The organism is Acinetobacter sp. YH12098 (assembly GCF_013419235.1).
Classification (GTDB): Bacteria; Pseudomonadota; Gammaproteobacteria; order Pseudomonadales; family Moraxellaceae; genus Acinetobacter; species Acinetobacter amyesii.
This window is the reverse complement of sequence record NZ_VPAO01000021.1, coordinates 1-24472: the sequence shown is the minus strand read 5'-3', so window position 1 is coordinate 24472 and position 24472 is coordinate 1. Positions and strand designations below refer to the sequence as shown.

Sequence of the window (24472 nt, the reverse complement as noted above, 5' to 3'; positions counted from 1 at the left end):
CTGTCATTCATTAGTATTTATTGTTGGCGCAAATAGTTTGCAACTTTTTTCGATTGCGCTTCATTACTCCACCAATAATCAATACCTGTTGATAATTTTGGTTTTACTTTTGGCTGTTGATACATATTCCAATACGCAAACCATTTTTCACCTTTACCATAGGTTGGAATTTGATAATACCCAGCTCTTAATAATCGATCCAATACTTTGGTACGCACCACCAATTGTTCACGATTTGGTGCCCGAATCACCTGTTGTATGACCTCATCAATGATTGGACTTTTAATGCCAGCATAGTTGTAATTACCAGGCTGATCCGCCGATGCACTTCCCCAAAATTGCGCTTGCTCATTACCCGGATTGAGCGACTGTGGCATAACATTTGTTGTCATATCAAAGTCTTTCGAACGCATCCGTTCTATATATTGAGGCACGTCCACTTGACGAATATTTACAGTCACACCTAAGCGTTTCATATTGCGCACAAAAGGCATTAATGTTCGCTGTAAGCCATCTTGGTGAATGAGAAACTCAATACGAATGGCTTGACCATGTCGGTCTAATAATTGACCATTTCTAAATCGATAACCAGCATTTATTAATAGCTGACGAGCAGTCAATAAATTATTTCGATTAAATCCACTAGCATCTGAAACTGGATATTTCCAGTTGGATAACACCCCTTTACGCTCTAAAGGGGTTAATTTCGTTAACAATGGTTTTAAAATTTGCATTTCAGCATCTGAGGGTACCCCTTTAGCTTCTAACTCACTATTTGAAAAATAGCTTTGTAGGCGCTGGTATTGACCATAAAACAGAGCTTTATTTTGCCATTCAAAATCATAAGCATAGGTTAAAGCTTGTCGAAAACGAATATCATTAAACGGCGATCGACGCGTATTAAATACAAAACTTTGAGTTGCAATTGGATTTTCATGCTTATCACGATACTTCACCACCATTCCTGCAGTGATGGACGGAAACTTATATTCCGTCACCCATTTTCGTGCTGTAAATTCCTCATGCAAAGTATATTGGCCAGACTTAAAGCCTTCAAAAGCAACATCTAAATTTCGGTAATAGACATATTTCAAATGATCAAAATTATATCGTCCGCGATTAATCACTAAATCACGTCCCCAATAATTAGGATTGCGCTTAAAACTAATACTACGGCCAGAATCAATTCGATCAAGTAAATACGGGCCAGAACCTAAAATCGGCTGCATAGTAATTTTAGTAAAGTCTTTTTTTGCCCAATCTTTTTTGGAATAAATCGGCATTTGCGCCAATATTAATGGCATTTCAGCGTTATTACCCGACTTAAAGGTCATTTTGACTTCATATTTAGATAACACTTGGGTTTTATCTAAATCTGCCAAATACATTTGTAAACCTGGATTTGACTTGGTCTGAAAAGTATCAAAACTAAATTTAACATCTTCAGCTGTGAGTTCAGAACCATCACTAAATCGTGCTTTTGGATTTAAGTGATAAATGACAAAATTAGTATGATCGGGGTCGAACGTTACCTTCTCAGCTAATAATGGATACATCACGCCAGGTTCATCTAAAGAGCTATCCATAAGGGAGTCAAATAAATAATTTACCCCCTCAGCCGCACTGCCCTTACCATTCATACTGTTTAAATTGTCAAATGTCCCATTTGATGAAGTACTTAAATATCCACCTTTGGGTGCAGAAGCATTGGCATAAGGCATGACTTTGACAGAGTCATATTTGGGTGTGCTATGAATCGCAATATAAGGCGTGGTCTGTATCGCAGACCACACACTTTGACCGAACAGAGTAAGCACACAAATCCCAATAGCTTGATGTGCTGATTTGAACGACACCAACATCACTGACAACTCCCTGTAGTCGTTGCTTAATTCGGTACTTTAATCACGTCACCAATACGTAACTGAGCAGACGGTTGTATATCATTCATTTCAGCAAGTTTTGATGTATCAAGTCCATAACGGCTTGCTAAACCAATCAATGTATCGCCGCGTTTAATACGGTATTCACTGATAGTTTTAGGGACTTGTAAATTTTGACCGACACGCAGCCCTGCACGGGGGTTCAAGTTATTTAATTCAGCCAATGCTGCCACAGTTAAACCTGTCCGACTAGCAATCGAATTTAAAGACTCGCCTGATTTCACAGTATAGCTTTCAGTATTTGTTGGTTTCACATTGCTCGTAGAGGATTTAGCTTCCGTTTTTTTGGTTTCAGTTGCTTTACTAGCTACATCAGCAGGTAGTTCACCATCTACTTTTAAACGCTGCCCTACACGAATCGCACTATTGGTATTTAGGCCATTTAATTCAGCTAAATAACGTAATTGAAGATGATATTTCTTCGCAATCACACCCAATGTTTCACCTGATTTCACCACATGAATATCGGTCGCATCAACGGAATTCGTTCGTGTATTGGTTTTGCTTTCAATTTTGGTCGCCTCAGTTTTGGTTTCTACTTTAACCGGTGCGACATCACCTGTTAATTTTAATTTCTGCCCAATGCGTAGACCAGAACTACGCTCTATACCATTTAAATTTGCGACATAGTCCATGCCTAAATCATAGCGACTAGCAATGCCTGTCAGTGTATCGCCAGACTGCACCACATATGTATCCGGAACAGTTGAACTTGCAGGAACTTTAATGCTTTGCCCAGCCATCAGCCCACTATTTACCGACATATCATTTAGACTCGCCAATTCTGACAAACTGATTTTTGACTGCGTCGCAATGCTGTAAAGCGTATCACCACGCTGCACTTTATAGCTTTCAACTTTATACGCAGGATCAACTTTGACATTTTCAATGCGATTCACGACTTTGCTTTCGAGCTTCTCAACTTCTGCTACAGCTTGTAATGGCACATTAATTTTTTGCCCCACCATCAAGCTACTGCCAGCCGTTAAGCCAGTTGTTAAATCTGCCAACTCTTGATTTGACAGCGCATAACGATCTGCAATAAGTTTTAGATATTCACCACGTTTTACCGTGTAGGATTTGGTTTGAACTTTTGCAGGTTTTTCAACAACTTGAGCGGATTTCTTGTCAGCTTCCAATTTTGCTTTCGATGCAGGCGTTTCTTTTAGGGATAATTTCTGTCCAACATATAAACCACTCGTGGTGGTTAAACCATTGTAGTCGGCGAGTTGCTTCGTACTTAAACCAAATTGGCTCGCAACAGCTGTAAGACTGTCATTTGCTTTCACCACATAGCTATCTGCGATAGGCTTAGCTTTCGATTCTTCATTATTTTGCACAATCGGTTTCGCATCATATAAATAGATGGTCGTACCGACATACAAGGTCGAATCTGGCGAAATTTGGTTCCAAGCTGCAATATCACGCCAATTCACGCCATTTTTCATCGCGATCAACGCTAATGTGTCGCCCGCCAAAACTGTATAAGTACTGCGTTTACCTTTAGGTGGTACAACTACAATTTCAGAATCTGTACGAATGACATTTTTACCTTGGTTGCGTTTGGCTTCTTCGGAATCTGCACCTGTATTTTCAGCCACGCTTTTCGGGTAAGAGAACCCTTTCGTCAGTTCTTTACCTTGTTGATCTGCAATCGACTGACTGGTCTGAATCGCAGTTAACTTAATCTTACCATCGTAAGGATCGACAATTTCAGTGCCCTTCGGCGCAATAGCTTTAATTTCCTGAACGACTTCTTCTTGTTCTGCTTTAGTCGCTACTGGTTTTAATACCTCATCGACTGTTTTGGTCTCACCTTCAGCTTTAATAGCCGCCATGATTTGCTCACGCTCATTTGCGCTGAGTGGTGGCTCGACAGACACGGCTTTCACAGGAGTCGAAGGTGTTACAGCGACTGGAATACGCGGCGCACTTGGAATATCACTATTCGATGCAAATGCAGCCAAAGCAGATGATCCTATTGGCGTTTTGCCTTTCGTACCTGACAGAATACTTGGCGTTACCGTTGTAGCGACTACAGGTGGTTTGGCAGAAGCTGTCACTGTCGGCTGTGTTTTAAGCGTAGGTGGCGTCACTTTAGCGGGCTGAATAGTTTTACTATTTAATTCCGGCGGAGTAACACGTGACGGTGTTATTTCAACATTATTTTTTGGTAAGTTATAAGTTGAATTACTTGCCCAATAACCTGATGAACCACCTGATTGTAATTTTTTCAAACGTGCATCGACTGATGGACTCACATCCGCAGGAATTAAAATCCGCATTGGGCTGCTGCTATCAATCACATCGCCACGATGACCAGGATTTAGTGCATAGAGTTCTGCACGACTTAAACCAGTAATAGATGCAATTTCATTTAAATTTGCAGGCCCTACAGCCACTTCACGAAAGTGTGGACGGTTGGCAATTGGCGGCAAACTTACGCCATAGGCACTTGGATTTTTAATAATTTGAGCAACAGCCAAGAAACGTGGAACATAGTTCATAGTTTCTTGTGGCAGTTTTAGCGACCAATAATCGGTTGGCAAACCTGCTGCACGGTTACGGTTAATCGCCTGTTGAATACGCCCCGGCCCTGCATTATATGAAGCCAATGCCAATTCCCACGAACCAAACTGGTTATGTAGCGCACCTAAAAACTCATAAGCTGCACGCGTAGATTCAACTACGTCACGACGACCGTCATACATTGAGGTTTGTTTTAAGCCGTAAATACGTCCGGTACTCGGGATAAACTGCCATAAGCCTGCTGCGGCTGCACTTGAGGTTGCTGCTGGGTCATAAGAACTTTCAATCACTGGCAATAATGCTAATTCGGTCGGCAAACCACGACGTTCGGCTTCTTTAACCGTGTGATATAAATAACGGGATGCACGCGCACTTAAACGGTCAATATATGGTTGACGTGAAATAAACCAACCACGCTGGGCTTCGATTCGCGTATCCCAGTGGTTCAAATCCATTTTGAAACCAACAGTCATTCGCTTCCAAACATCACCGTGCTTCAGTACTAAAAGGCGATCGCCTTCTACGGCACGCATGTCTGTTGCAGAAAGTAAATCTTCGAGTGAATCTAAACTATTGGCATCGAGAAAGTTGGAGCCGACTTGTTTACTTGCTGAGTTCTGCTTAGTCGTTTGCGATGAAGAACAGCCCGTCAGACCAAGAGCTGCGAGTGCAGAACCCAAGACTGTAAATTTAAAAATTTGTGGTAACGTAGGCTGCCAGACAGTCGCAGTTGATTTGTACATAAAAAAATCCAGACAACTCATATAAAATTTATTTTTTAGATATGCCATTGTAGTGAAGCAGGACACAGACACAAGGCGTTAATTTAACGCTATTTCAGTATAAATGTTACAAGAAATTAAAAAAATCGCCAGAAATGGATTTCTCTCCGTCATTTGCGTTATACAATATACGGTTCTGAATGCTCGTTTTTCTCCGGATTTGATTTATGTCTCAAACAATCACGCTTTATGTTGATGGTGCATGTAAAGGCAACCCTGGCTTAGGGGGTTGGGGGGCGTATATCATCCGTGAAACTGGAGAAGAAAAACTCTGCGGCGGCGAAGCTGAAACCACCAATAACCGTATGGAATTGACTGCGGCAATTGAAGGTATTCAACACTGTCCGTCCGATGCAAAACTGATCATTTGGACAGACTCTAACTATGTCAAACAAGGCATTACCGAGTGGATTCATGGTTGGAAAAAGAAAAACTGGAAAGATGTTAAAAATCCAGATCTGTGGAAATTACTGGATGCAACTTGTCAGGGTCGGGAAATTGAATGGAACTGGATTAAAGGGCATGCAGGCCATCCGGGAAATGAAATGGCCGATCAATTGGCCAATCTAGGCGCAGAAAAAACCCTCGAACAGATCAAACAAGCAGCAGCAACTACAGCTGAAGCACCTAAAAAAAAAGCTGAACCTGACTGGCTGTTAAACGATCCTTTTGGACTCGAATTTGCTGATAGCGACGATGAAGAAGAAATCTCTGAAGAAGCAATGATTGCAAATGAAAGCATTATTGATGCTTCAATTCAGGAGTCTTCAATTGCTCAGCCGCTAGAAATTGCTCCGTCACGTGAAATGACTACTGACACAGCGATCAATGCAGAGCAGATTGATGACATTACGATAGAACAACAAGCAACTGACACTGCTTCAACGTTGAATGAAGCTGCCCCTATCCAGTCTAAGCAAGCTGGTGAAATCCATCCAATGATTGTCATTACACCAGCAACCGTCGATGTATCTGGCCCACGACAATTAATTTTGGATACGGAAACCACAGGTTTCTATTTCCAAGATGGCGACCGTATTATTGAAGTCGGTGCGGTGGAAATGATTAACCGCAAACTAACCGGCAGCTCAATCCATATTTATATCAACCCGCAAAAACCTGTCGGTGAATCTGAAAATATTCACGGAATCAGTGATGACTTTTTAAAAGACAAACCACTGTATGCTGAAATTGCTGATGTCTTATTTGACTATCTAAAAGGCGCAGAAATCATTGCGCATAACGCAACCTTCGATATGAACTTCCTTGATATGGAGTTCAAACGTGCAGGTTTTGTGGCCTTATCGGAAGTTTGCGAAGTTACCGATACCTTGGCTATGGCCAAAGCCAAGCATCCGGGTCAGAAAAATTCACTCGATGCGTTGGTGCGTCGTTACGAAATTCCACAACGTGACCGTACCTTCCATGGTGCGTTACTCGATGCGGAAATTCTGTCTGACGTATACCTAGCAATGACGGGCGGTCAGGTTTCCTTTGATATCGATGCCCTGACCCACTCGCAAAATGAAGATGGTTCGCAAACCCGCGCCGCTGTTGAAATAGAATTACCCGTGATTTTACCTTCCGCAGATGAACTTGAAGCCCATGAGACATGGGTCAAACAATTTGAAGAAAAACATGGTACACCTTGCCTTTTTGCGAAATAAAATCTAAATTTCGTGTTACTTTTTGTATATAAACAATTCTTACATACGCTATAGTAAAACCATAAACATGGACCGCCTTAAGGGGCGGTTAATAAACAAGATAAAACATCTAGGAAAGGTGCAGATACATGTCTTACCAAACCTCTATCCATTTTGATCCAACGGCTTTGCTGATAATAAAAAATGAGGTTGATAACTCAATCAAGTTAGTCGAATCAGCAGTCAGCACCTTAGTTGAAGATCAAACTTTACCTTTCGGGATTGATGATGCACTGATTCAATTTGAACAATGTGCTCAAGTACTAGCTTTAGTTGATATGCCAAGTTTGGCAAAAATCGCTCAATATTCAGCAGAGTTAATGCGCAAGATCATGGGGAATCCTGCGCAAATTAACACTCAAGATGTCATCGCACTGAGCGAAGGCACGACCATGCTGAAACGCTATATCGAATTTATCTGCTTGCGTGAAGTTAAAATTCCACAGTTCCTGCTGGACAGTCTTAATCGTCTAGAACTGTCTTTGGGTAAACCTCTAACGTCGGAAGGCCAACACATTGAGTCCCTACTCGATTGTATTACTCCTGACTTTGACTTACCTCAAGCTCCTGCACTTGAAAAATCAAAATACGTTCACCGTCTGTATAAGTTGGCGTTGAATAAATTGATTAAACAAGAAGAAACTGAGCTGGATTTGCAAGCGATTAAATTGGTCGGTACGTATTTAGCAGGTCTTTCAGACAAACATCCAAGCAAACAATACTGGAACTTGGTTTTTGTTGCGTTTAATCAAATTGATCAAATCTTAATTACCGATGCTCGTTTACGTACCTTGGTAAGCATTGAACGCAATATGGCTCAATATTTTGCAGGAACTGAGCGCTTTAAAGCATCCATTTCTGATTTAGCCAATGTCTTAAGTCTAAGTATTAGCCAAGAAGATGACATTTCTCATCATATTCGTGGCAAGTTAAATATCGGTGAAGACCTTCTTACCGACACCCAATTGCAAGTTTTCAGTCGTCATTTATATGGTCCTGACTTCGAAACCATGCATACCATTGGTGAATTGGTTACGACTGAAATGACGCAAATTCGTAATGATATTGAATTTAACTATCAAAATATGACGCCTGAAAAAACCCAAGAACTTCAAGCGAAATTGAACGAATTGGCAAATATTTTCAAAGTCTTGAACTTAAATGAAGCGTATAACGACCTGTCGCGTCAAGCTGCGTCATTAGGTAATGCTGAGATTTTACAAGATGAAAGCTTTGCCCAGCAGTTGATGAACAATATCTTGTCTGCCATGAACTCGATTGGTGTGCTTGAGCGTCATCACACTTCTAGCCGCTTACAACTTCGTGTGAATAATATGAATATTTCACTCGACCGTTTAGATGAAGCACACGCTGCTCTGTTAAATGAGACCAAGGTTTTAATTGATGCTGCTAGCCAATCTTTGGTTCAGTATTTACAAAACCAAGATTTGACACAACTTGAAGCGACTGCAACTCAATTCCGCGAAATTGGTGGTGCAATGTTGTTCCTCAATGCAGATGCGGCTCAAAATGCACTGAACTCAACAGCTCAATTCATTTTGAAACGAGTTGAATCGTCAACAGCCATTGAAGCAAATGAAGTGAATCAAGCATTAGATTCATTGGCAAGCGCAGATATGTTGATTGACAATTTAAAGAACAAACAACCTGTTTTACAGGGCATGTTTAAGGTAGCATTGGACAGTAGCGAAAAACTGAAATCAGCAGCAGCCTAATGTCTAAATTGTCACTTGCGTATATCTTCAAACAACAGCAATTGCTGGTCGATGAAAACTTTCAACTTCCCGAAGTTGAGCAACTCGCAAGTGATTTAAATATTGGCACGGGTGATCAAGTGATTGCCCGTGATCTACTTGAAAATGAGCCAATTCCTGATGGCTTACAACTCATTCCTATTCGCCAGCTTCTACAACTTTGGAATGTACAGCAATTTGAACAAGCCAGCCGTGCTATTCAACTCTTAGAATGGCGCCGTAATCATAAATTTTGTAGCCACTGTGGTACAGCAACTCAAGTCCACGCCACAGAATATGCCATGGTTTGCCCTGCTTGCGGTTATCACCAATACCCTCGTGTAAACCCCTGTGTCATTACCGTCATTACCCGTGGTGAAGATGAAATCTTATTGGCTAAAAATGCGAAAAATGTCCGGGCAATGTATGGGCTGATCGCAGGTTTTGTTGAAGTCGGTGAAACTTTAGAAGAAGCGGTTCGTCGTGAAACTGAAGAAGAAGTTGGGCTGAAGGTCAAAAATATTCAATATCTGGCAAGCCAACCTTGGCCCTTCCCAAGTAATTTAATGATCGCATTTAAAGCAGAATATGCTTCAGGTGAACTTCAATTACAAGAAGAAGAAATAAGTGATGCGGCTTTCTTTAAATTTGATGCATTACCTGAAATTCCGTTCAAAGGAAGTATCGCCCATTCGATGATTATGCATGTCATCCATGGGTCTGCTGTTGCAGATGACACCGAAGCATGGTTATAAGTAGCTATTTTTAGTAAATAAATCATGCAATAAAAAAACCGCCATACTTGGCGGTTTTTTATTTTCAATCATTTAACCAAAGACATTAAGGTGGACTAATTTCATCGAGTACACGCATGATTTCAGCTTTGGTTTTAAAGAAGCGACTAAATAGACTCGAAACTGAACCAATCATCGTGATGTGCCCAACACGAGGGATTTGAATCAATTGACTATGGTTGCCTGAGGCTTTTAATCGACGATCAAAATCTTCACTATTGCTATGGCCAACGATATTGTCTTTATCCGCAGTGAATAGATAATGCTTCACTTGATTGTGCTCAACAAAATAATACGGCATCACTTGTTGATACGGTACATTTTGATCAAAGGCATCTGCACAAATCGGATCACCCTTATAATCAAAATGATATGGCCCTGCCAATCCCACAATTGCACGAATATTCTCTTTCACTTGTAGCTGATAAGGCGTCGGATGATACAGTGCAGACATGACATTAAATGCCCCTGCCGAATGTCCCATTAACACCACATTTTCCACTTCAATCTGCAACTTATGCTGAGACTGCGTCAAATAGTTTAATGCAAGGCTAAGATCATCAATTGAAGCCGGAAAAATATATTCAGGTGCGAGATGGTAATTAATGACAGCAACATCGAAGCCTTCTTTGGCAAAAGCTTCACCAATGAATCCATAGTCCTTTTTGTCACCATGCATCCACGCTCCACCATGTACAAACACGATGAGTGGACGTTGCTGACGAGGTGCTGACGTGCGATACAAATCTAGGCGATGGCGCGCTTTTAGACCATAAGGGATATTGTTTTGAACATGATATCCTTGTTTGGGTGTCAGTCGATTTAATGCATAACTGCCAAAATCATATAACCGAAAATTTCGGTATATAGATTTAGCCAAATCCATTTTTTGCTGAAGCCGCAGAGACCATTGATTCATATTTTACAGCATCATTTCCGACATTTTATTGAGCATTTGGATCGACAGCATCCGGATCTATCGCTACAGGCGTTTGTACTTCAGGTTGCACATTACCTACAGCAGGTGTGGTGTAACTTGAGTTAATTGAACGTGCCTGTGGATTTGGGTTCTGATCAATATTATCGATTAAAGTGACAATTCGCGTTACATTACCCACTTGTTGCAAGATTTGATTTAAGTCTGTGATTTCCGCACTGTTTAAACGGCCCATCACATAAAGAACAGCATCTTCAGTATGAATGTGTACTTTGCTGTCAGATACCACAGGCGCTTTCATAATCAAACCACGGGTATTCGCAGTGACCGCAGTATCTTGCATGATGGTGCTATAGCTGATCTGATTACCCACTGTAATATAGTTATGTACAGTTTTGACATCACTCATTGAACGGACATTTTCTTCTGCCAATTCTTTTAAATGATTATCTGGCACTTGCCCAGTCAATAAGACATTGCCATGAAAACTTTCAATATTGACACGTGACTGTTTAAAACGAGTATCTAATTTATATAAGTTAATTTTTGCTGTTCGAACAATGGAAGAGTCAATAAAAACTTGTCCCAATGAGCGTGCGCCGCTTTCAGTTCCTACAGGTGCTGATCCTGTTCCATTCGAAATAAAACTCGCACAGCCAGATAAACTTGCGACACAAAGCATCGTTATTGCAATACGCTTAACCACTCAGCACGACTCCTCAAATTTCCACACGTATTTTTCTATGCGTTTACACAGTTTGTTTTATCAAAGATTAATCAACTCTTGATCAAAAGTAAAAGCATTTTCAATCCATTGCTGATGATACGGGTATTTAGAAAAGTCTTGCTGTAGTGTTTTTGCAAAGTGTTGATAAAAATCAAAACAAATTGCATCAAAGCGACAATAATAATTTTGAAAATGTGACTGTTCATTTAAAAAATGCAACGCAGTCTTCATCATCTTACGTTGTTTGTGAATGGAGATACTTTCAACGGCTTGAGCATAACAGGTATTCGAACGTGCTTTAACTTCGATAAACACCAATTCTTGACCACGCACAACGATCAAATCAATTTCGCCATAACGACTATGATAATTTTGTTGCACCTGTACATAGCCTTGCTGCTCAACCAAATGCAGCGCTTGCCGTTCTGCCCACTGCCCTAGATTCATCTGTCCCAAATTCATCTGCTCTAAGTTTAGCTGCATCGTTTCATCCCTAAAGTGAGATCGCCACGATGCCTTTTTTACTTCGCTCATAGCAGTGAGGAACACGCTGAATATTGTTTTGACTAATTTTGATTAGCCCTGTTCGCCCCTGAAACTCAATGCTTTTTAATTTCGGTTCTTGCAAATATTGTTTTGCGATATGCCATGTGTCCCCACCAAAAGCTAAAAGACGTTGATATGGCATATCTACTGGATTTTCCTCATAAGCTCGGATCAGGTCAGGCCAACGTGCGTCATGCAAGGCAGGTGCATCACAAAATTTCAGCCCTACAGGAATGGGCTTAGTGGCTTCAATCGCATTGGCGACGCTATATAGTTTCGCTTTAGGCAGTTTTTTTTGACTGTTTATCCATTCATTATTGCCTAGCAACAGCACCCCTTGATTTTTGTCCAGCTTCGTTGGGAGTTGTTCAACCACTTGTATCGGCACTGAACTTTGGCTGATTAAGGACATGAGCAGTAATTCATGTTCCGCCTCAGTTGCGGGCTGACGTAACACTATCACTTGCGCTAATTTGTCTTTTTCGAAGACTTTTTGGAGTGCTAAGGCATCATCACGTTTCGATAAACTGTACTGCCAGACATTGGGAATTTGGCTTGTCGTTTCATTTAAAGCCAACACGCGGACTTTAGGCTTTGCTTTTACAAGTGCTTCAACATCTTGGCGTGCTAAAGGGCCAATCACCAATTGAGTTTTTTTATTTACCTGTTGCTTCAATATCGCTGCAATTTGCTTTTGATTTGAATCTACAAACTTAATGGGCACTTTGTAGTCTGACGATTGATATGCGCTATTGAAACCTTGCTTAATACTGGATGCGGCTCGCGCCATAGGGCCAGATTCAGGTAGAATGACCAAGACGTCTGCCTGTGCAGCAGTAAACAGACTGCTTAAAAGGCAAAGACCCAAAATTTTGTTCTTATTATCCAACATGGAGAAACCTATGAGTGCTCAGTTATTTGTTGTTGCAACTCCAATCGGGCACTTAGATGATATTAGTTATCGTGCAATTGAGGTATTGAAGTCGGTTAAAATTATTGCCGCCGAGGATACACGAACTTCCGCACAATTACTTAAACATTTTAGTATCAATACACCTTTAACCGCCTGCCACGACCATAACGAAAGTAACAAAATAGACCAGCTGATTGAACGCCTCGAAAAGGGTGAAAATATGGCGCTAATCAGTGATGCAGGCACGCCATTGATCAGTGATCCTGGCTTTAAATTGGTTCGAGCTGCACAAGAAAAAAATATTCGTGTCATTCCTGTGCCAGGTGCATGTGCTGCCATTGCAGCTCTCAGTGCTGTCGGCCTACCCAGTGACCGTTTTAGTTTCGAAGGCTTTTTACCTTCTAAACAGTCACAACGTCTTCTAGCACTGGAAAAACTGAAAGACGAAACCCAAACTATGATTATCTATGAAGCGCCGCACCGTATTGTGGATTGCCTAAAAGATATGTCGAATGTCTTTGGTGCAGATCGTCCTGTGGGCTTTGCACGTGAAATTACCAAAACATTTGAAACCATTAAAAAAATGTCTTTAGGTGAATTGGTTCATTTTGTCGAATCTGATCATAATCAGCAAAAAGGCGAAATCGTTTTGGTGATTGGTGGTGCGACCGAAGAAAAAGACCTAGAGCAAGAAAAGTTAGACAAATTGCTGACACGTTTACTTCAAGATTTGTCCGTTAAAGCTGCCTCTCAGTTGGCTGCAGATTTAACTGGGATTAAAAAGAAAGTGGCCTATCAACGTGCTTTAGAGTTAACCCAAGCGAACGATTAAGCTTAATTTTTTTTATTTTTAATTTGAACCGCTTATGGGACCTACGGGTTCCATAAGCTATCCCATACAATAATTTAAATAGAATGAAAAAAGTTGCTTATAACATGTCCATAAATCTGTCTGTCAAAAAACCGCTGGTGTTCATTCTCTTTAATCTGGTTTGGCTCACGGCCCTTGTACATATTATTTTTACTGGCATTCAACCCTATCCACACTATATTAGTGGCGAGCAAATGACGGCCGATCATAGCGCGATTGCGATGGTCTGTGGATATTGTTCCCTCTATTTTGTAGTCGGTAATTTACTCAAACTGAGCCAATTTTGGGATAGGCATCGCTATTGGGCTTATGTCGTTTTGAGTGCGGTATTACTTTTTCAATCTTTTGTCGCTGCTGTGGCGGCCATGCATGCACCGCCGTATATTGCTGCATTTATTATTAATTGTATGTTTTTGCTTTTACTGCATTTTGTGTTCTATCCTATTTACGCGATCAGTCGTAAATATATGAAGCCAAAGACGGCTTGAAGCGACTTCACATCTTATTAACGACTTAACTTCTTGAGCAAACATGCTACAGAGTTAAGAACTGAATGACATGCATCCTCGCACAAGCGAATGAAGCAAAAAAAAACACCACATGACGTGGTGTTTTTTCATTTTTAATCTTTTGCCGATTCGTCTGGAGGGACTTCGGTAATACGACCACCACGCGCTAAGAACGCAGCAACTTCATCTTCAAGCGCCTGACGTTGTTTTAGTTTTGCAGTCACTGTTAATGTTTCAGCTTCAGAGGTGTCACCATCAGAGGCAGAATCAGCTGCGTCACCTGCACCTTTTTCAGCTGCTTGTGCTTCATCTTCATCAACTACTGAATCTTCTGGATCATCATAATCGTTCATATCAGTCATTGTGTTCTCCCCGCGAATGACTTCTGTTTGCCAGCGAATGGCTGGTTTTAAATTAACAGAAATTTAGCAATCTCTGAGCATTTCGACTAGTACCCACAATCAAAAAATCGTATCTTTTTTAATCAAAATCGTAACCTTGTTTATACGACTGTCTAAAAAATATCAGACTTTGACCTAAGCTGCGTAGATTGTATCTTTTAAAATACTCAGACCATTGGCTTGAGCCATAAACGCATCTTTTAGAACAGTCTGATTTTCCACTTGTTTTAAACCAAAGTTTCGCGCCCACACCACAGGTGAAAAAGTGGTGGTTTCTAACCAACCAATCGCGGACATACTATGCATCATGGCATCGTTTTGCCCTTTACGACGGTGTTCATATCGCTTCAAACTTTGTTCATGTGCCCACACACCACGTTTTTTATCGGTCAAAAGCACATCGCAAAGCACTGCTGCATCTAAACAACCAATATTCACGCCTTGTCCTGCAAGCGGATGAATCACATGGGCCGCATCACCAATCAACGCCAGACCATCATGCACATATTGCTGTGCTGCTCGCGCTTTCAATGGAAATTTAGCACGCGGTGTTGCTTCTAAGACCTCGCCGAGCATGTGATGGCTTTCTCGAGTGAGCAACGCAGTAAATTCCACATCGGATAAAGCAACATATTCATCGGCATAATCATCTGGCAAGGTCCACACAATCGATTGCCAATAACCGCTTTCTTCTTTTTTCAGACTCGCCATCGGCAAAAATGCCAAAGGCCCAGTTTCTAAGAAAATTTGACGCGCTACATGCTGATGCGGTTGGGCGGTTTTAATTGCACAGCTCACACCGGCTTGTTTATAGTCCAGCACATCTAGATCGATGAAAGCTTGCTCACGGACAAATGAGTTTGCACCATCTGCACCAATCACCAGTTTTGTTTTGAGCTGGGTACCATCTGCAAGGTGAATGATCCACACACCAACGCCACGCTCAACTCGACTGACCTTAACTTGGGTTCGGTAGTCTTCGAGTTGTTCTAGCATTTTTTCTTGAATAGCTAAATTCAAAACACTTGGTTCGACCATTGAACCTAAAGCTTGCTCAACTGATGGCGTTTGCTCTGTAGCATGGCCAAAATTGATTTCGCCATAGCCATTTTTATTCCACACCTGCATGCCTGTATAAGGCTGCTGACGGGCAAGCTTTTCCCAAACGCCCACGGTCTTGAGTAAATGAATAGTGGCCTGACTAAGCGCCAAAACCCGAGGATTCGCAATACTTTTGGTTTTTTCTGCATCCAAAATAGGTGCCGCATCCAATACCGTAGCCTGCACACCTCCCTGCGCCAATAACAATGCCGTTAAACCACCAACCAAACCACCGCCGACAATTACGGCATCCAATACATCTGTTTGATTTAAACTCATGCTTTTAGCCCCATTGCATAATTCGCGACCAAAGGCTTGATACCCGGAATGGTGTCAAAGGCAACTAACCCAGTATTGCGGATCAATTTTAAAATTGGGTTTTGGTTGCTAAAACCACGAACAACTGAATCACAGAATTTAATCACCCGCTGCTGATCGGTCAGGCGCGATTTTTCATAATCCAGCAACATAGCTGCATCACCCAAATCGGCATTTTTTTCAACTTGCTCTGTTAAATAACGGCGCAGTACATAGGCATCACGCATACACAAGTTAAAGCCCTGACCCGCGACAGGATGAATAGTATGCGCAGCATTGCCCATCAGCACCACACGGCCGACAGCTTGTTTTTCTGCAAGAACTTGGGACAATGGGAAGCTGAAACGTTTACCTGTTTTTTTGAATTTACCTGCACGGTCGCCATAGGTTTCTTGCAAGGCATCTAAGAAATGCTGATCATTTTCATCACCCATCCACTCGCCTTCAGTTCCTTTCGGCACAGGCCAAACCACTGAGCGGCGGTATTCCCCCGGAAGTGGCAACAGCGCTAACGGGCCAAGTGGACTAAAGCGCTCAAAGCCGACATGAGCATGCGGTTTAGAGGTTTGTACCGTCGTTACAATCGCCACTTGATCATAATCATGTTCTGATGCGCCGACACCTAGGGCTTTACGGCAGAATGAGTCACGGCCATCTGCGGCAATCACAATTTTAGATTGTAGTTTGAGCTGTTCTTCAGCACGCTGTGCTTCTAAATATGCAAAGTCTGCATCCTGCGTCAGTGAAGTCACTTGTACGCCATCAATTAATTCAATCAACGGTTCTTTTTTGACTTCTGTGAGCAGCACACGGCCTAACCATGCATTTTCAATGACTTGTCCAAAGCTTTCGACTTTTTCTTGTTCTGCTTTGAGTCTTGCCTTACCAAAACTACCTTGCTCTGTAATATTTACTTCTAAAATAGGTGTGGCGTGTTCCTGCAAAGCATCCCAGAGGCCTAGTTCTTGATAAATTTGCACCGTACGGCGTGACAAGGCGCTGTTTCGTGCATCAAAACTCGAGTGATAAGGCTCAAGGTTTGCATCATCATAATTTGGGTATTTAATGGCTTCTAAAAGTTTTACGCCAATTTTGGCTTTGGCCAACATGAGTGCCAGACTTAAACCGACCATACCACCACCAACAATGATGACTTCTTGCTGCATGCTTGTTTCCTTTTTTATCAAGTATTCGAATTTAGGAAATTCACTCGAAATACATATAATCTGTAATGGATTTTATCTTACATCAAGGGCATGATTTTTTATAATGAAATACAAATTTGTTGCGGGTATTTGCACTGAATAAATACAAAATAAATCATCTTTCGCCGTAAATATTCATCTCAAAAAATAGCGAATCACTTAAAATCACAATAAAAATGACTGAGCCGATTAAATTTCCGGCTCAACCACAGATCATTTTAATTTCAAGCATCAGCTTCCTCATTCAAATGATTCACATCGCCCTTCATAAAAAGTGCCTTGTTATTCTGCCTAACTGATGTTACGCAGTAACATCAGTAATTTAAATAAGGTGCTTAGGAAGTTAAGCATTAAAATACTGGATTAATTTCTGTAATCGAATTTCTGCATCTTGATTAAAAGCATTCGCCGCTTGGTGATACCAGCGCTTTGCTATCTTTAAGTCTAGACTTACACCATTACCCAGCTCATACATTAAACCAATTTTATAGGGGGCAATTGCACAGCCTTGTTTTGCCGATTGCTTGTACAAGTTCATAGCTAGATTATAATCTTGATCAAGAATTTCGCCCTTTTCATATATTTCAGCAAGGGCCGTTCTTGCGTTTATATTTCCCTTTTCCACTGACTGATTCAGTAGATCTAAAGCAATATGAACCTCTGTTTTACATGGTTTTTTGAACAACAGCGCTGCTAACTTCAGCATCGCCGCATCATCCCCTTGATCAACCGCTTTTTGATACCATCCTTGTGCTGTTAAATCATTTTTTTCGACGCCGCATCCCATTTCATACATTTCACCCAATTTAATTTGGGCTGCAATATCCCCTCTTGATGCTAAACTTAAATAATCATCATAAGTACGCTGATTGTTATACTTAAACTTTATTTTCTTTACTGGATTATAATCACTATCAAAGATTTCAAAACCGACATAGATTTTAAAGAGTTCAATCAATAACAGCCGAACCAATTGAGTATGATAAATTAAATGATCCTTTTCGCTAAAATAATAATATTGATAATAGCTTTCCAAATCTTCATTGATCTCTTCTTTTAAACTGTTTAAATCAGTCATCCATTTTTTTTGAATTTTGCCATTTTCAACATATTCGTATAAATATCTTGTTGAAAAGTTTAACCATTCTTTTTCAAAATCTTGTATTTGCCCATCCATGTAAAGTTCATCTTCTTCCGCTTGAATGACACATCTAATTTCTGCACCCTCTTTATAAAGCGCATAGCTATAGCTTGAATTTGTGTCTGCAAAATCAAAGAATATCATCCATTTAATCGGTAACCCACTGCTCAGCAAGCTGCTCCATTTTTCAGGTTCAGTAAAAGCAAAATGCGCTAATCCAGCACTATTGATACAAACAACATGATCCGTCAGCCACTCTATATCTAATGCAGATTTTGAGTTTTCTTCAAAATAAACCAGCCAATCATTTACCAGTCTTTCTATATCCTGTTGATTGCCATTAAAGGGAATAACCACCCCAGCTTTTCTAACGCCCATAATTATGATTAAAATAAAAAATTTATACGATTAATTTTAAAAGACTTATATCTAATTTTTGTAAAAACTTAACATCAGAAAATCAACTACATTGTTAATTACCCTTGTCTGTATGATTAGTATTTATATGACTGCTTATAGATAAAAAAAGCCGATCATCTGACCGGCTTTTTTACTGATGTTACTGCGTAACATCAGTGTATTAACTTAAGCAGCTTTCGCTTTCGCCATCAGCGCTTCAATCTCTTCTACAGATTTCACCACTGCAGCGGTTAATACACGTGGACCATTTTGAGTCGCTACAACATCGTCTTCAATACGGATGCCAATCCCACGCCATTTTTCATCAACCGTTTCATCATCTGGCGCAATATAAAGACCAGGCTCAACAGTCACAACCATACCTTCCTCATAGGCACGCCATTCACCGTCTTGCTTGTATGAACCGACGTCATGCACATCCATACCAAGCCAATGACCCGTACCATGCATATAGAATTGGCGGTAACTTTCTTTTGCGATGATTTCGTCAATATCTCCTTGCATAATGCCAAGATCCAATAAACCTTGAACTAAAATACGTACAGCAACATTATGTGGTTCTTTATAAGAGTTGCCGATACGCACAGCATCAATCGCCGCAATTTGTGCATCGAGTACGATATTATAAAGTGCTTTTTGTTCAGGGCTGAATTTACCGTTGACTGGGAAAGTACGGGTAATGTCTGAGGCATACAGCTGATATTCACATGCTGCATCAATCAGTACCAAATCACCATCTTTGAGTTCTTTGTTATTTTCCACATAGTGCAAAATACAGCCATTTTCACCGCCGCCGACAATGCTGTTATAGGAAGGCACACAGCCATTTTTACCAAAGACATAATTCAGTTCTGCTTCTAGTGCATATTCCATCATGCCCGGTTTAACCGTTTGCATGGCACGAGTATGCGCTTCTGCTGAAATATCCGAAGCAATCTGCATCAATTCAAGTTCATCATCAGACTTATGCAAACGCATTTCATCAATGATGCGATCTAGTTGAATGACTTGAGCAGGCGCACTTGCACCCTTACGTGATTCACCACTTGCTGCCGAAATCCACTGCGCCACACGAGCATCAAAATCTGGTTGCTGCCCAATACGGTAGAATAATTTATCTTTATTTTGTAATTTTTCTAAAATTTCTTCATCAAGCAAATCAATTGCATAAGCTTCATCGGCTTCATAATCATCTACTGCCCCATCTACACCCGCACGGTAGCCATTCCAAATTTCCATTTCACGGTCACGTTCACGGCAGAACAAACTATAGCTATAACCTTCTTCTTCGCTATCAAAGGTTTCAATCACTGCAACCGCTTCAGGTTCAGCAAAACCTGTTAAATAAAAGAAACTACTATCAGCACGGAATTTATAGTCGGCATCACGGTTTCGCATGGCTTCTTTGCTCGTGGCAATAATTGCGATACTGCGTAAGCCCATTTCACCTGCAAGGATGTCACGACGTTCCTGAAAATCTGCTTGAGTTAATTTCTTCATTGATATGCTTCTTATACGCTTGGACTATGATTGATTTAATAGGATGATGAACTCCTTAGATAGAGCCCATCATCTATTAATTATTAATGCAAAAAGAATGCCTTAACTTGGACGGTGTGGGGTGAACATTTCAACCACATTGCCCGCTTGAGCCAATGAATTTTTAGCGCTCAGTTGTAGCAACGGTGTTTCTGAAACATCAACTTTGGTACGTCCCATCGACAGACTCACTGGGATTAAACGAACAAATTCGTATAATTCCTGATAGCTTTCTTCACCTTCTTCATCATCATCTGAATCTTCAAATTCTACTGAAGCGACATCCTGTAAATGCTCAATCAATTCTTGTTCATTGGTGCGCAGATGACCTGCCGCTAAACCAAAACCAAGAACAACACCTGCACACCAATCTGCCAAGGCTTGCACACGCTCACCTAGCAAGTGATCATCATCTGGTAATAAAGGAAGATAGTCGAGTTCATCATCTGAAAGTGAATGAGCTACATCTTCTGCTTCTTCAGTCAACAATGCCACCGCATCTTCGTCTAATTCAGCTACATCAAGCGTTGCTAAAATTTGTTGCCACTCTTCACGACTCGGGGGTTGTGACACACAAACTATACCAGTGAGTAGACCGTGTAACTCACTTGGGCTTGAAATTTCTTCAATTTTAGAAAAATTCTGGGACCAATCTGACCAACCTGAAATATCGTCTTGCATTCGCTTATCCAATCTCTATACTTCGTATATATTACCTTTGTTTGCAAGACTGTGCGACTACGTTATGTTAGAAGAATTACAGCGTCTCCAAGCGCATATTAGCGTTTTAAAAACGCGACTGGCGCAATTTGAAAGCGAAAATGGTGCCTTACAAGATGAGAAAAACTCATCTAATGAGCAGCATCATGCTCAAATTGTACATAAGAACGGCATTATCACCTCGAAACAAGAAGAAATTGAAACACTGAATGAGCAATTAACTGATTCACGTGCTCAACTTCAACAGCTCAATACTGATGCAACTGCTTTGGCTGACCGATACAGCCGCCTCGAAAAAAGCTGTACTGATCTAAAAAATCGTTTTCAGGAAATTTTGGCAGAGCGTAATGAGTTACGTATCGTCAAAGAAAAAATGCAAAATGAACAACGTCATGCTCAGCAAGAAATTCAAGGTTTAAAGCAAGAACGTGAACGTCTGCTTCAAAAAAATGAACATGCCAAAGCCAAAGTTGAAGCGATTATTCAACGTTTAGCCATTTTAGGTACTGCTCAAGATCAACATGAACAAGAAATTCAACAATTGGCGCATCCGACTGAAAGCAATGAGGAAGTTTAATCATGAGTGAACAAATTGCAGTTGATTTAAAAGTTCTAGGTCATAGTTTCCGTTTAGCGACGACCTCTGACCAACAAGCAGATTTAGAACGCGCAGCGCAACTGCTGAATGACAAATACGATGAATTTCGTCGTAAAGCGCCACGTATGGAACCGAGTAAGCTGATCATTATGGTCGCACTTGAGTTAATGCAAGAAGTCCTATCGATGAATAAGAGTTTGCAAGAATATGCAAACTGCGAACTTTTGTTGCAAAATATTTTGGAACAAGTGGAAGAATTGACTGATTAATCGGTGGTTTAGTGATTATACTTTGCCCGATTGCTTCATTTTAAACACTTTGTCCGCGTTTGGTGATTTGCCAATAACGCTGAATTCGTTATACTAAGCACATCTCTGAGGTGTTCGCCAGCTAGGTCTAATCCCCTGCCGATACTTAAACTTATGGATGTGTTCTGTATATTCTGAGCGTATGCCCTCCTCGAGTGGGAAACCCAGCGAGTGTACGTCGCGTCCACCTTGAACTCATCGGGTTCAGGGTCACGACATTTGCAGCGGCATCTTCGGAGTGTTTGTTTTTCAAGTCATTATTAAAATTTTCAGCATTCAATTCCAAGCGTTATTCTAAAAATTATTATTCTATTTCTGTTCTATTTGACTTCTGTTCTTCGCTTCAAATATTTCATTCAATTTTATTCGCTTTCAAATGCTTATTTAATTCGTCTTATTCAATCTTTGAGTTGTTCCAGTTTGGCTTGCTGCCCATCTAAAAATCGATCCATTTCAGGGAGTATTTGGCGTAAATATTGAATAGATGAAATGGCTTCATCTACTTGTACGACGCCTTTTTCAACCAATCTATATTGTTGCTCGAGTAAAGCGAGTACTTGATTTTGATTCGGCTGCTGCCCCTGACCCATCTGAGTGTTTATTTGCTGAAATTGTTGAAATACCTGCTCACGTTGTTGTAATAACTGGGTGTGCATTTCCTTATCTTGTCTTTCTTGTTTTTGTTTTGAACTTTGATCATTTAACGCATTATTAGTGGTTTGCACTGTAAGCGGGTTAAGAACTTTTTGTTTATCTAGTTGAGTCTGCTCCTGCTTTATGTGCTGTTGCCGTGGTTTTAAAAACTGAATCATAAACAATAAAATCAAGCCAACCACTAACCCGATAACAATCCATTTCTTATACATGATTCAATCTCTAAATATTCTTCAATTAAAAAATTCAGAGCCGATTTGACTCTGATTTTTCCATTTTCTTTTGATTTAAACTGTTTTACTGACTGCCCCATCCTGCTGGTGCATAACCTAAACGAACACGCTGTGGGTGATTGCCAACTGGAACTGTGATGACTTTTTCACCTGTTGCAAAATCAATCACGGTTACTGCATCTGTGGCACTTTCAGAAATGACACAACGTTTACCATCTGGACTTTGCGTTGCCCAATACGGTTTGCCTGCAGCAATCAATTTCGCCGCGGTCAAAGTTTTACGATCGACGATGGTGGCATAATCATCCATCGTTCCTGCGACACATAGTTTTTCACCATCTCCACTGATCGAAAGCCCATGATGACGTGAGTCATTTACCCATTTCGTGCGATCAGAGGGAATAGTTGTACTTCCCGGAAGCTGTGCAATGCGTGTGACTTTGCCTTGATTGAGATCATATTCGACCAAGCCATTAAAAAATGAGACTTGTGCATAGATTTTGGATTCGTCTTTACTAAACACAATTGGACGCACAGCGTTCGATAGGTCTTTACGGCCAAAGGCATCCAATGCAGGACGAAAATCAATTTTCTTCAAGACTTTAAAATTATTAGCATCGGCAATGGTGATATAGCGTTTGCCTTTAGTGAAATCCTGCCACGCTGCATCCATTGAGGTTTCCACATTACCTATGGCTGAGTTAAGAATTTTTGTGCCACCATCAAAGTAAATATTTTCATGTGGCTTATCTCCTGTGGCAAAGCGCCCGAGCTCCTTGCCTGTGTTGATATCGAGTATATGTACGACATTTCCTGAAGACGCTGATACTGCAACCTGTTGCCCATCAGGGGATACTGCCATATGGTCTGCTCGAAATCCCTCAACGGGTGTGCGCCAATTGATTTTTCCTGTTGCTATGCTAATCGAGACTACATCTGCATAGCTTGGGCGTGATGCAACTACCGATTTACCATCTGGTGTGGAATACATGTCATCGACCAATTGATCATTTCCCTCTCCTGCCGTATTACGAATATAGCTATAGGCAATCAATTTTACTGGGTTGAGGTAAATTTCAGTGAGCCGTTCCTTTTTGTCGGGCACCATATTGATGACACCAACTTTCTGATAGTTTTTTGCAGGATTGATCACTGTTACCGTACCATCCCAGTTATTGCCGACAAAAAAGACTTGCTGGCTATTGGGTGGAACGGGTGCAGTGGTTGTCGCTGCGAAAGTAAGTGGCGACACCGCAACCGTCATACAAAGAAGTGTCCTGATCCAGAGATTCTTTTTCATTTTTATTGTCCATTAATTTGTTTTTATGCATACCTTTTGAGCTACGTCATCAGATAAGTGTCGCTTTTTAAGCGCAAAGAAAGCTTATTCAATATACAAGTGTAGATATAGCGTATTTGTTTTAATTCCGATGAGTTGTTGATTAAAACCAAGTTGAACCGTACCGGGTTTGTCGGAGACTTTTTTATTTAAGTTAGGCCACCTGACCTAACGGGTTAATCTTATCATAGTACATTGCTTCAAACTCAAAAGGTGATACATAACCCAGTGCACTGTGTACACGCTCTTTATTGAACCAATCTACCCAGTTTAGTGTCGCAAGTTGTACATCCGCTAAACCTTGCCAATCCGCTTTTAAATATTCAATCACCTCTGTTTTGTATAAGCCATTCACCATTTCAGCCAAAGCATTATCGTATGAATCACCGGTCGTACCGACTGATGCTCGTAAATTTGCTGCTTCTAAACGATTGGTATAACGAATGGAAAGATATTGCACGCCTCTGTCACTATGATGAATCAC

22 protein-coding genes and 1 other RNA gene are annotated in these 24472 nt (G+C 40.8%); 8 read left to right on the top strand and 15 right to left on the bottom strand.

Annotated features, from left to right (window positions below):
- Positions 1-17: 17 nt before the first annotated feature.
- Both FTU38_RS08495 and FTU38_RS08490 read right to left on the bottom strand, forming a co-directional pair.
- Positions 18-1862 carry an extracellular solute-binding protein gene (locus FTU38_RS08495; protein WP_180110979.1) on the bottom strand — a complete coding sequence of 615 codons (1845 nt, stop codon included), beginning with the start codon at positions 1860-1862 and terminating at the stop codon, positions 18-20.
- Between the two features lie 26 nt (positions 1863-1888).
- Positions 1889-5215 (bottom strand): LysM peptidoglycan-binding domain-containing protein, encoded by a 3327-nt coding sequence (locus tag FTU38_RS08490; protein ID WP_180110978.1) that lies wholly within the window; start codon positions 5213-5215, stop codon positions 1889-1891.
- A 206-nt stretch (positions 5216-5421) separates the two neighbouring features.
- On the opposite strand from FTU38_RS08490, the gene dnaQ reads away from it, so the two are divergent.
- From dnaQ to nudC, 3 genes are all read left to right on the top strand, one after another.
- A complete protein-coding gene (gene dnaQ / locus FTU38_RS08485) occupies positions 5422-6921 on the top strand; it encodes a DNA polymerase III subunit epsilon (protein WP_180110977.1) in 1500 nt (499 codons plus the stop codon).
- A 128-nt stretch (positions 6922-7049) separates the two neighbouring features.
- Positions 7050-8696 (top strand): chemotaxis protein, encoded by a 1647-nt coding sequence (locus FTU38_RS08480; RefSeq protein WP_168379368.1) that lies wholly within the window; start codon positions 7050-7052, stop codon positions 8694-8696.
- On the top strand, positions 8696-9469 hold the full coding sequence (nudC, locus tag FTU38_RS08475) for an NAD(+) diphosphatase (RefSeq protein ID WP_180085800.1): 774 nt from the start codon (positions 8696-8698) through the stop codon (positions 9467-9469). Before FTU38_RS08480 ends, nudC begins: the two co-directional genes overlap by 1 nt.
- An 85-nt stretch (positions 9470-9554) precedes the next feature.
- Here the strand turns inward: nudC and FTU38_RS08470 are convergent, their stop codons facing one another.
- The 4 genes from FTU38_RS08470 to FTU38_RS08455 are packed head-to-tail and all read right to left on the bottom strand — an operon-like array spanning position 9555 to position 12610.
- Complete coding sequence (locus FTU38_RS08470) at positions 9555-10427, bottom strand: alpha/beta hydrolase (protein ID WP_180106271.1); 873 nt, start codon at positions 10425-10427, stop codon at positions 9555-9557.
- A gap of 25 nt (positions 10428-10452) precedes the next feature.
- Positions 10453-11151, bottom strand: a complete 699-nt coding sequence (locus tag FTU38_RS08465; protein WP_078192932.1) for a BON domain-containing protein — start codon at positions 11149-11151, stop codon at positions 10453-10455.
- Positions 11152-11211: 60 nt separating this feature from the next.
- A complete protein-coding gene (locus FTU38_RS08460) occupies positions 11212-11619 on the bottom strand; it encodes a YraN family protein (RefSeq protein ID WP_180110996.1) in 408 nt (135 codons plus the stop codon).
- 46 nt (positions 11620-11665) lie between these two features.
- On the bottom strand, positions 11666-12610 hold the full coding sequence (locus FTU38_RS08455) for a penicillin-binding protein activator (RefSeq protein WP_180110976.1): 945 nt from the start codon (positions 12608-12610) through the stop codon (positions 11666-11668).
- Between the two features lie 10 nt (positions 12611-12620).
- Between FTU38_RS08455 and rsmI the strand changes: the two genes are divergently transcribed.
- Both rsmI and FTU38_RS08445 read left to right on the top strand, forming a co-directional pair.
- A complete protein-coding gene (rsmI, locus tag FTU38_RS08450) occupies positions 12621-13463 on the top strand; it encodes a 16S rRNA (cytidine(1402)-2'-O)-methyltransferase (protein WP_078189168.1) in 843 nt (280 codons plus the stop codon).
- Positions 13464-13567: 104 nt separating this feature from the next.
- Complete coding sequence (locus FTU38_RS08445; RefSeq protein ID WP_180008940.1) at positions 13568-13990, top strand: hypothetical protein; 423 nt, start codon at positions 13568-13570, stop codon at positions 13988-13990.
- Between the two features lie 134 nt (positions 13991-14124).
- Here the strand turns inward: FTU38_RS08445 and FTU38_RS08440 are convergent, their stop codons facing one another.
- From FTU38_RS08440 to FTU38_RS08415, 6 genes are all read right to left on the bottom strand, one after another.
- Positions 14125-14373 carry a hypothetical protein gene (locus tag FTU38_RS08440; RefSeq protein WP_078189169.1) on the bottom strand — a complete coding sequence of 83 codons (249 nt, stop codon included), beginning with the start codon at positions 14371-14373 and terminating at the stop codon, positions 14125-14127.
- Positions 14374-14547: 174 nt separating this feature from the next.
- Positions 14548-15792, bottom strand: coding sequence for an FAD-dependent monooxygenase (locus FTU38_RS08435; RefSeq protein WP_180110975.1), 1245 nt, complete (start codon positions 15790-15792; stop codon positions 14548-14550).
- Positions 15789-16997: a 2-octaprenyl-6-methoxyphenyl hydroxylase gene (gene ubiH / locus FTU38_RS08430; RefSeq protein ID WP_180040714.1), complete on the bottom strand. Its 1209-nt coding sequence runs from the start codon at positions 16995-16997 to the stop codon at positions 15789-15791. The genes FTU38_RS08435 and ubiH overlap by 4 nt, the downstream gene beginning before the upstream one ends.
- Before the next feature lie 382 nt (positions 16998-17379).
- Positions 17380-18555: a tetratricopeptide repeat protein gene (locus tag FTU38_RS08425; RefSeq protein ID WP_180110974.1), complete on the bottom strand. Its 1176-nt coding sequence runs from the start codon at positions 18553-18555 to the stop codon at positions 17380-17382.
- Between the two features lie 207 nt (positions 18556-18762).
- Positions 18763-20097 (bottom strand): Xaa-Pro aminopeptidase, encoded by a 1335-nt coding sequence (pepP, locus tag FTU38_RS08420; RefSeq protein ID WP_180110973.1) that lies wholly within the window; start codon positions 20095-20097, stop codon positions 18763-18765.
- 102 nt (positions 20098-20199) lie between these two features.
- Positions 20200-20817: a UPF0149 family protein gene (locus FTU38_RS08415; RefSeq protein ID WP_180012160.1), complete on the bottom strand. Its 618-nt coding sequence runs from the start codon at positions 20815-20817 to the stop codon at positions 20200-20202.
- Positions 20818-20881: 64 nt separating this feature from the next.
- Between FTU38_RS08415 and FTU38_RS08410 the strand changes: the two genes are divergently transcribed.
- From FTU38_RS08410 to ssrS, 3 genes are all read left to right on the top strand, one after another.
- Positions 20882-21433, top strand: a complete 552-nt coding sequence (locus FTU38_RS08410) for a hypothetical protein (protein WP_180110972.1) — start codon at positions 20882-20884, stop codon at positions 21431-21433.
- Positions 21434-21435: 2 nt separating this feature from the next.
- Positions 21436-21723, top strand: a complete 288-nt coding sequence (locus FTU38_RS08405; protein ID WP_168378082.1) for a cell division protein ZapA — start codon at positions 21436-21438, stop codon at positions 21721-21723.
- Positions 21724-21822: 99 nt separating this feature from the next.
- Positions 21823-22005: non-coding RNA, 6S RNA (ssrS, locus tag FTU38_RS08400), on the top strand.
- Positions 22006-22160: 155 nt separating this feature from the next.
- Here the strand turns inward: ssrS and FTU38_RS08395 are convergent.
- The 3 genes from FTU38_RS08395 to FTU38_RS08385 form a co-directional block, all read right to left on the bottom strand.
- A complete protein-coding gene (locus FTU38_RS08395) occupies positions 22161-22628 on the bottom strand; it encodes a hypothetical protein (protein WP_180110971.1) in 468 nt (155 codons plus the stop codon).
- Between the two features lie 85 nt (positions 22629-22713).
- Entirely contained in the window at positions 22714-23913 is a 1200-nt protein-coding gene (locus FTU38_RS08390; RefSeq protein ID WP_257225699.1) for a YncE family protein, read from the bottom strand.
- 229 nt (positions 23914-24142) lie between these two features.
- Positions 24143-24472, bottom strand: a 330-nt coding sequence (locus FTU38_RS08385; protein ID WP_180012241.1) for an integrase core domain-containing protein, incomplete at its 5' end; no start/stop codon positions are given.

What these genes read in the sequence shown, in the direction of transcription:
- FTU38_RS08495 (WP_180110979.1), bottom strand. Translation starts at nt 1,862, where the DNA reads ATGTTGGTGTCGTTCAAATCAGCACATCAAGCTATTGGGATTTGTGTG.
- FTU38_RS08490 (WP_180110978.1), bottom strand. Translation starts at nt 5,215, where the DNA reads ATGTACAAATCAACTGCGACTGTCTGGCAGCCTACGTTACCACAAATT.
- dnaQ (WP_180110977.1), top strand. Translation starts at nt 5,422, where the DNA reads ATGTCTCAAACAATCACGCTTTATGTTGATGGTGCATGTAAAGGCAAC.
- FTU38_RS08480 (WP_168379368.1), top strand. Translation starts at nt 7,050, where the DNA reads ATGTCTTACCAAACCTCTATCCATTTTGATCCAACGGCTTTGCTGATA.
- nudC (WP_180085800.1), top strand. Translation starts at nt 8,696, where the DNA reads ATGTCTAAATTGTCACTTGCGTATATCTTCAAACAACAGCAATTGCTG.
- FTU38_RS08470 (WP_180106271.1), bottom strand. Translation starts at nt 10,427, where the DNA reads ATGAATCAATGGTCTCTGCGGCTTCAGCAAAAAATGGATTTGGCTAAA.
- FTU38_RS08460 (WP_180110996.1), bottom strand. Translation starts at nt 11,619, where the DNA reads ATGAATCTAGGGCAGTGGGCAGAACGGCAAGCGCTGCATTTGGTTGAG.
- FTU38_RS08455 (WP_180110976.1), bottom strand. Translation starts at nt 12,610, where the DNA reads ATGTTGGATAATAAGAACAAAATTTTGGGTCTTTGCCTTTTAAGCAGT.
- rsmI (WP_078189168.1), top strand. Translation starts at nt 12,621, where the DNA reads ATGAGTGCTCAGTTATTTGTTGTTGCAACTCCAATCGGGCACTTAGAT.
- FTU38_RS08445 (WP_180008940.1), top strand. Translation starts at nt 13,568, where the DNA reads ATGTCCATAAATCTGTCTGTCAAAAAACCGCTGGTGTTCATTCTCTTT.
- FTU38_RS08440 (WP_078189169.1), bottom strand. Translation starts at nt 14,373, where the DNA reads ATGACTGATATGAACGATTATGATGATCCAGAAGATTCAGTAGTTGAT.
- FTU38_RS08435 (WP_180110975.1), bottom strand. Translation starts at nt 15,792, where the DNA reads ATGAGTTTAAATCAAACAGATGTATTGGATGCCGTAATTGTCGGCGGT.
- ubiH (WP_180040714.1), bottom strand. Translation starts at nt 16,997, where the DNA reads ATGCAGCAAGAAGTCATCATTGTTGGTGGTGGTATGGTCGGTTTAAGT.
- FTU38_RS08425 (WP_180110974.1), bottom strand. Translation starts at nt 18,555, where the DNA reads ATGGGCGTTAGAAAAGCTGGGGTGGTTATTCCCTTTAATGGCAATCAA.
- pepP (WP_180110973.1), bottom strand. Translation starts at nt 20,097, where the DNA reads ATGAAGAAATTAACTCAAGCAGATTTTCAGGAACGTCGTGACATCCTT.
- FTU38_RS08415 (WP_180012160.1), bottom strand. Translation starts at nt 20,817, where the DNA reads ATGCAAGACGATATTTCAGGTTGGTCAGATTGGTCCCAGAATTTTTCT.
- FTU38_RS08410 (WP_180110972.1), top strand. Translation starts at nt 20,882, where the DNA reads ATGTTAGAAGAATTACAGCGTCTCCAAGCGCATATTAGCGTTTTAAAA.
- FTU38_RS08405 (WP_168378082.1), top strand. Translation starts at nt 21,436, where the DNA reads ATGAGTGAACAAATTGCAGTTGATTTAAAAGTTCTAGGTCATAGTTTC.
- FTU38_RS08395 (WP_180110971.1), bottom strand. Translation starts at nt 22,628, where the DNA reads ATGTATAAGAAATGGATTGTTATCGGGTTAGTGGTTGGCTTGATTTTA.
- FTU38_RS08390 (WP_257225699.1), bottom strand. Translation starts at nt 23,913, where the DNA reads ATGACGGTTGCGGTGTCGCCACTTACTTTCGCAGCGACAACCACTGCA.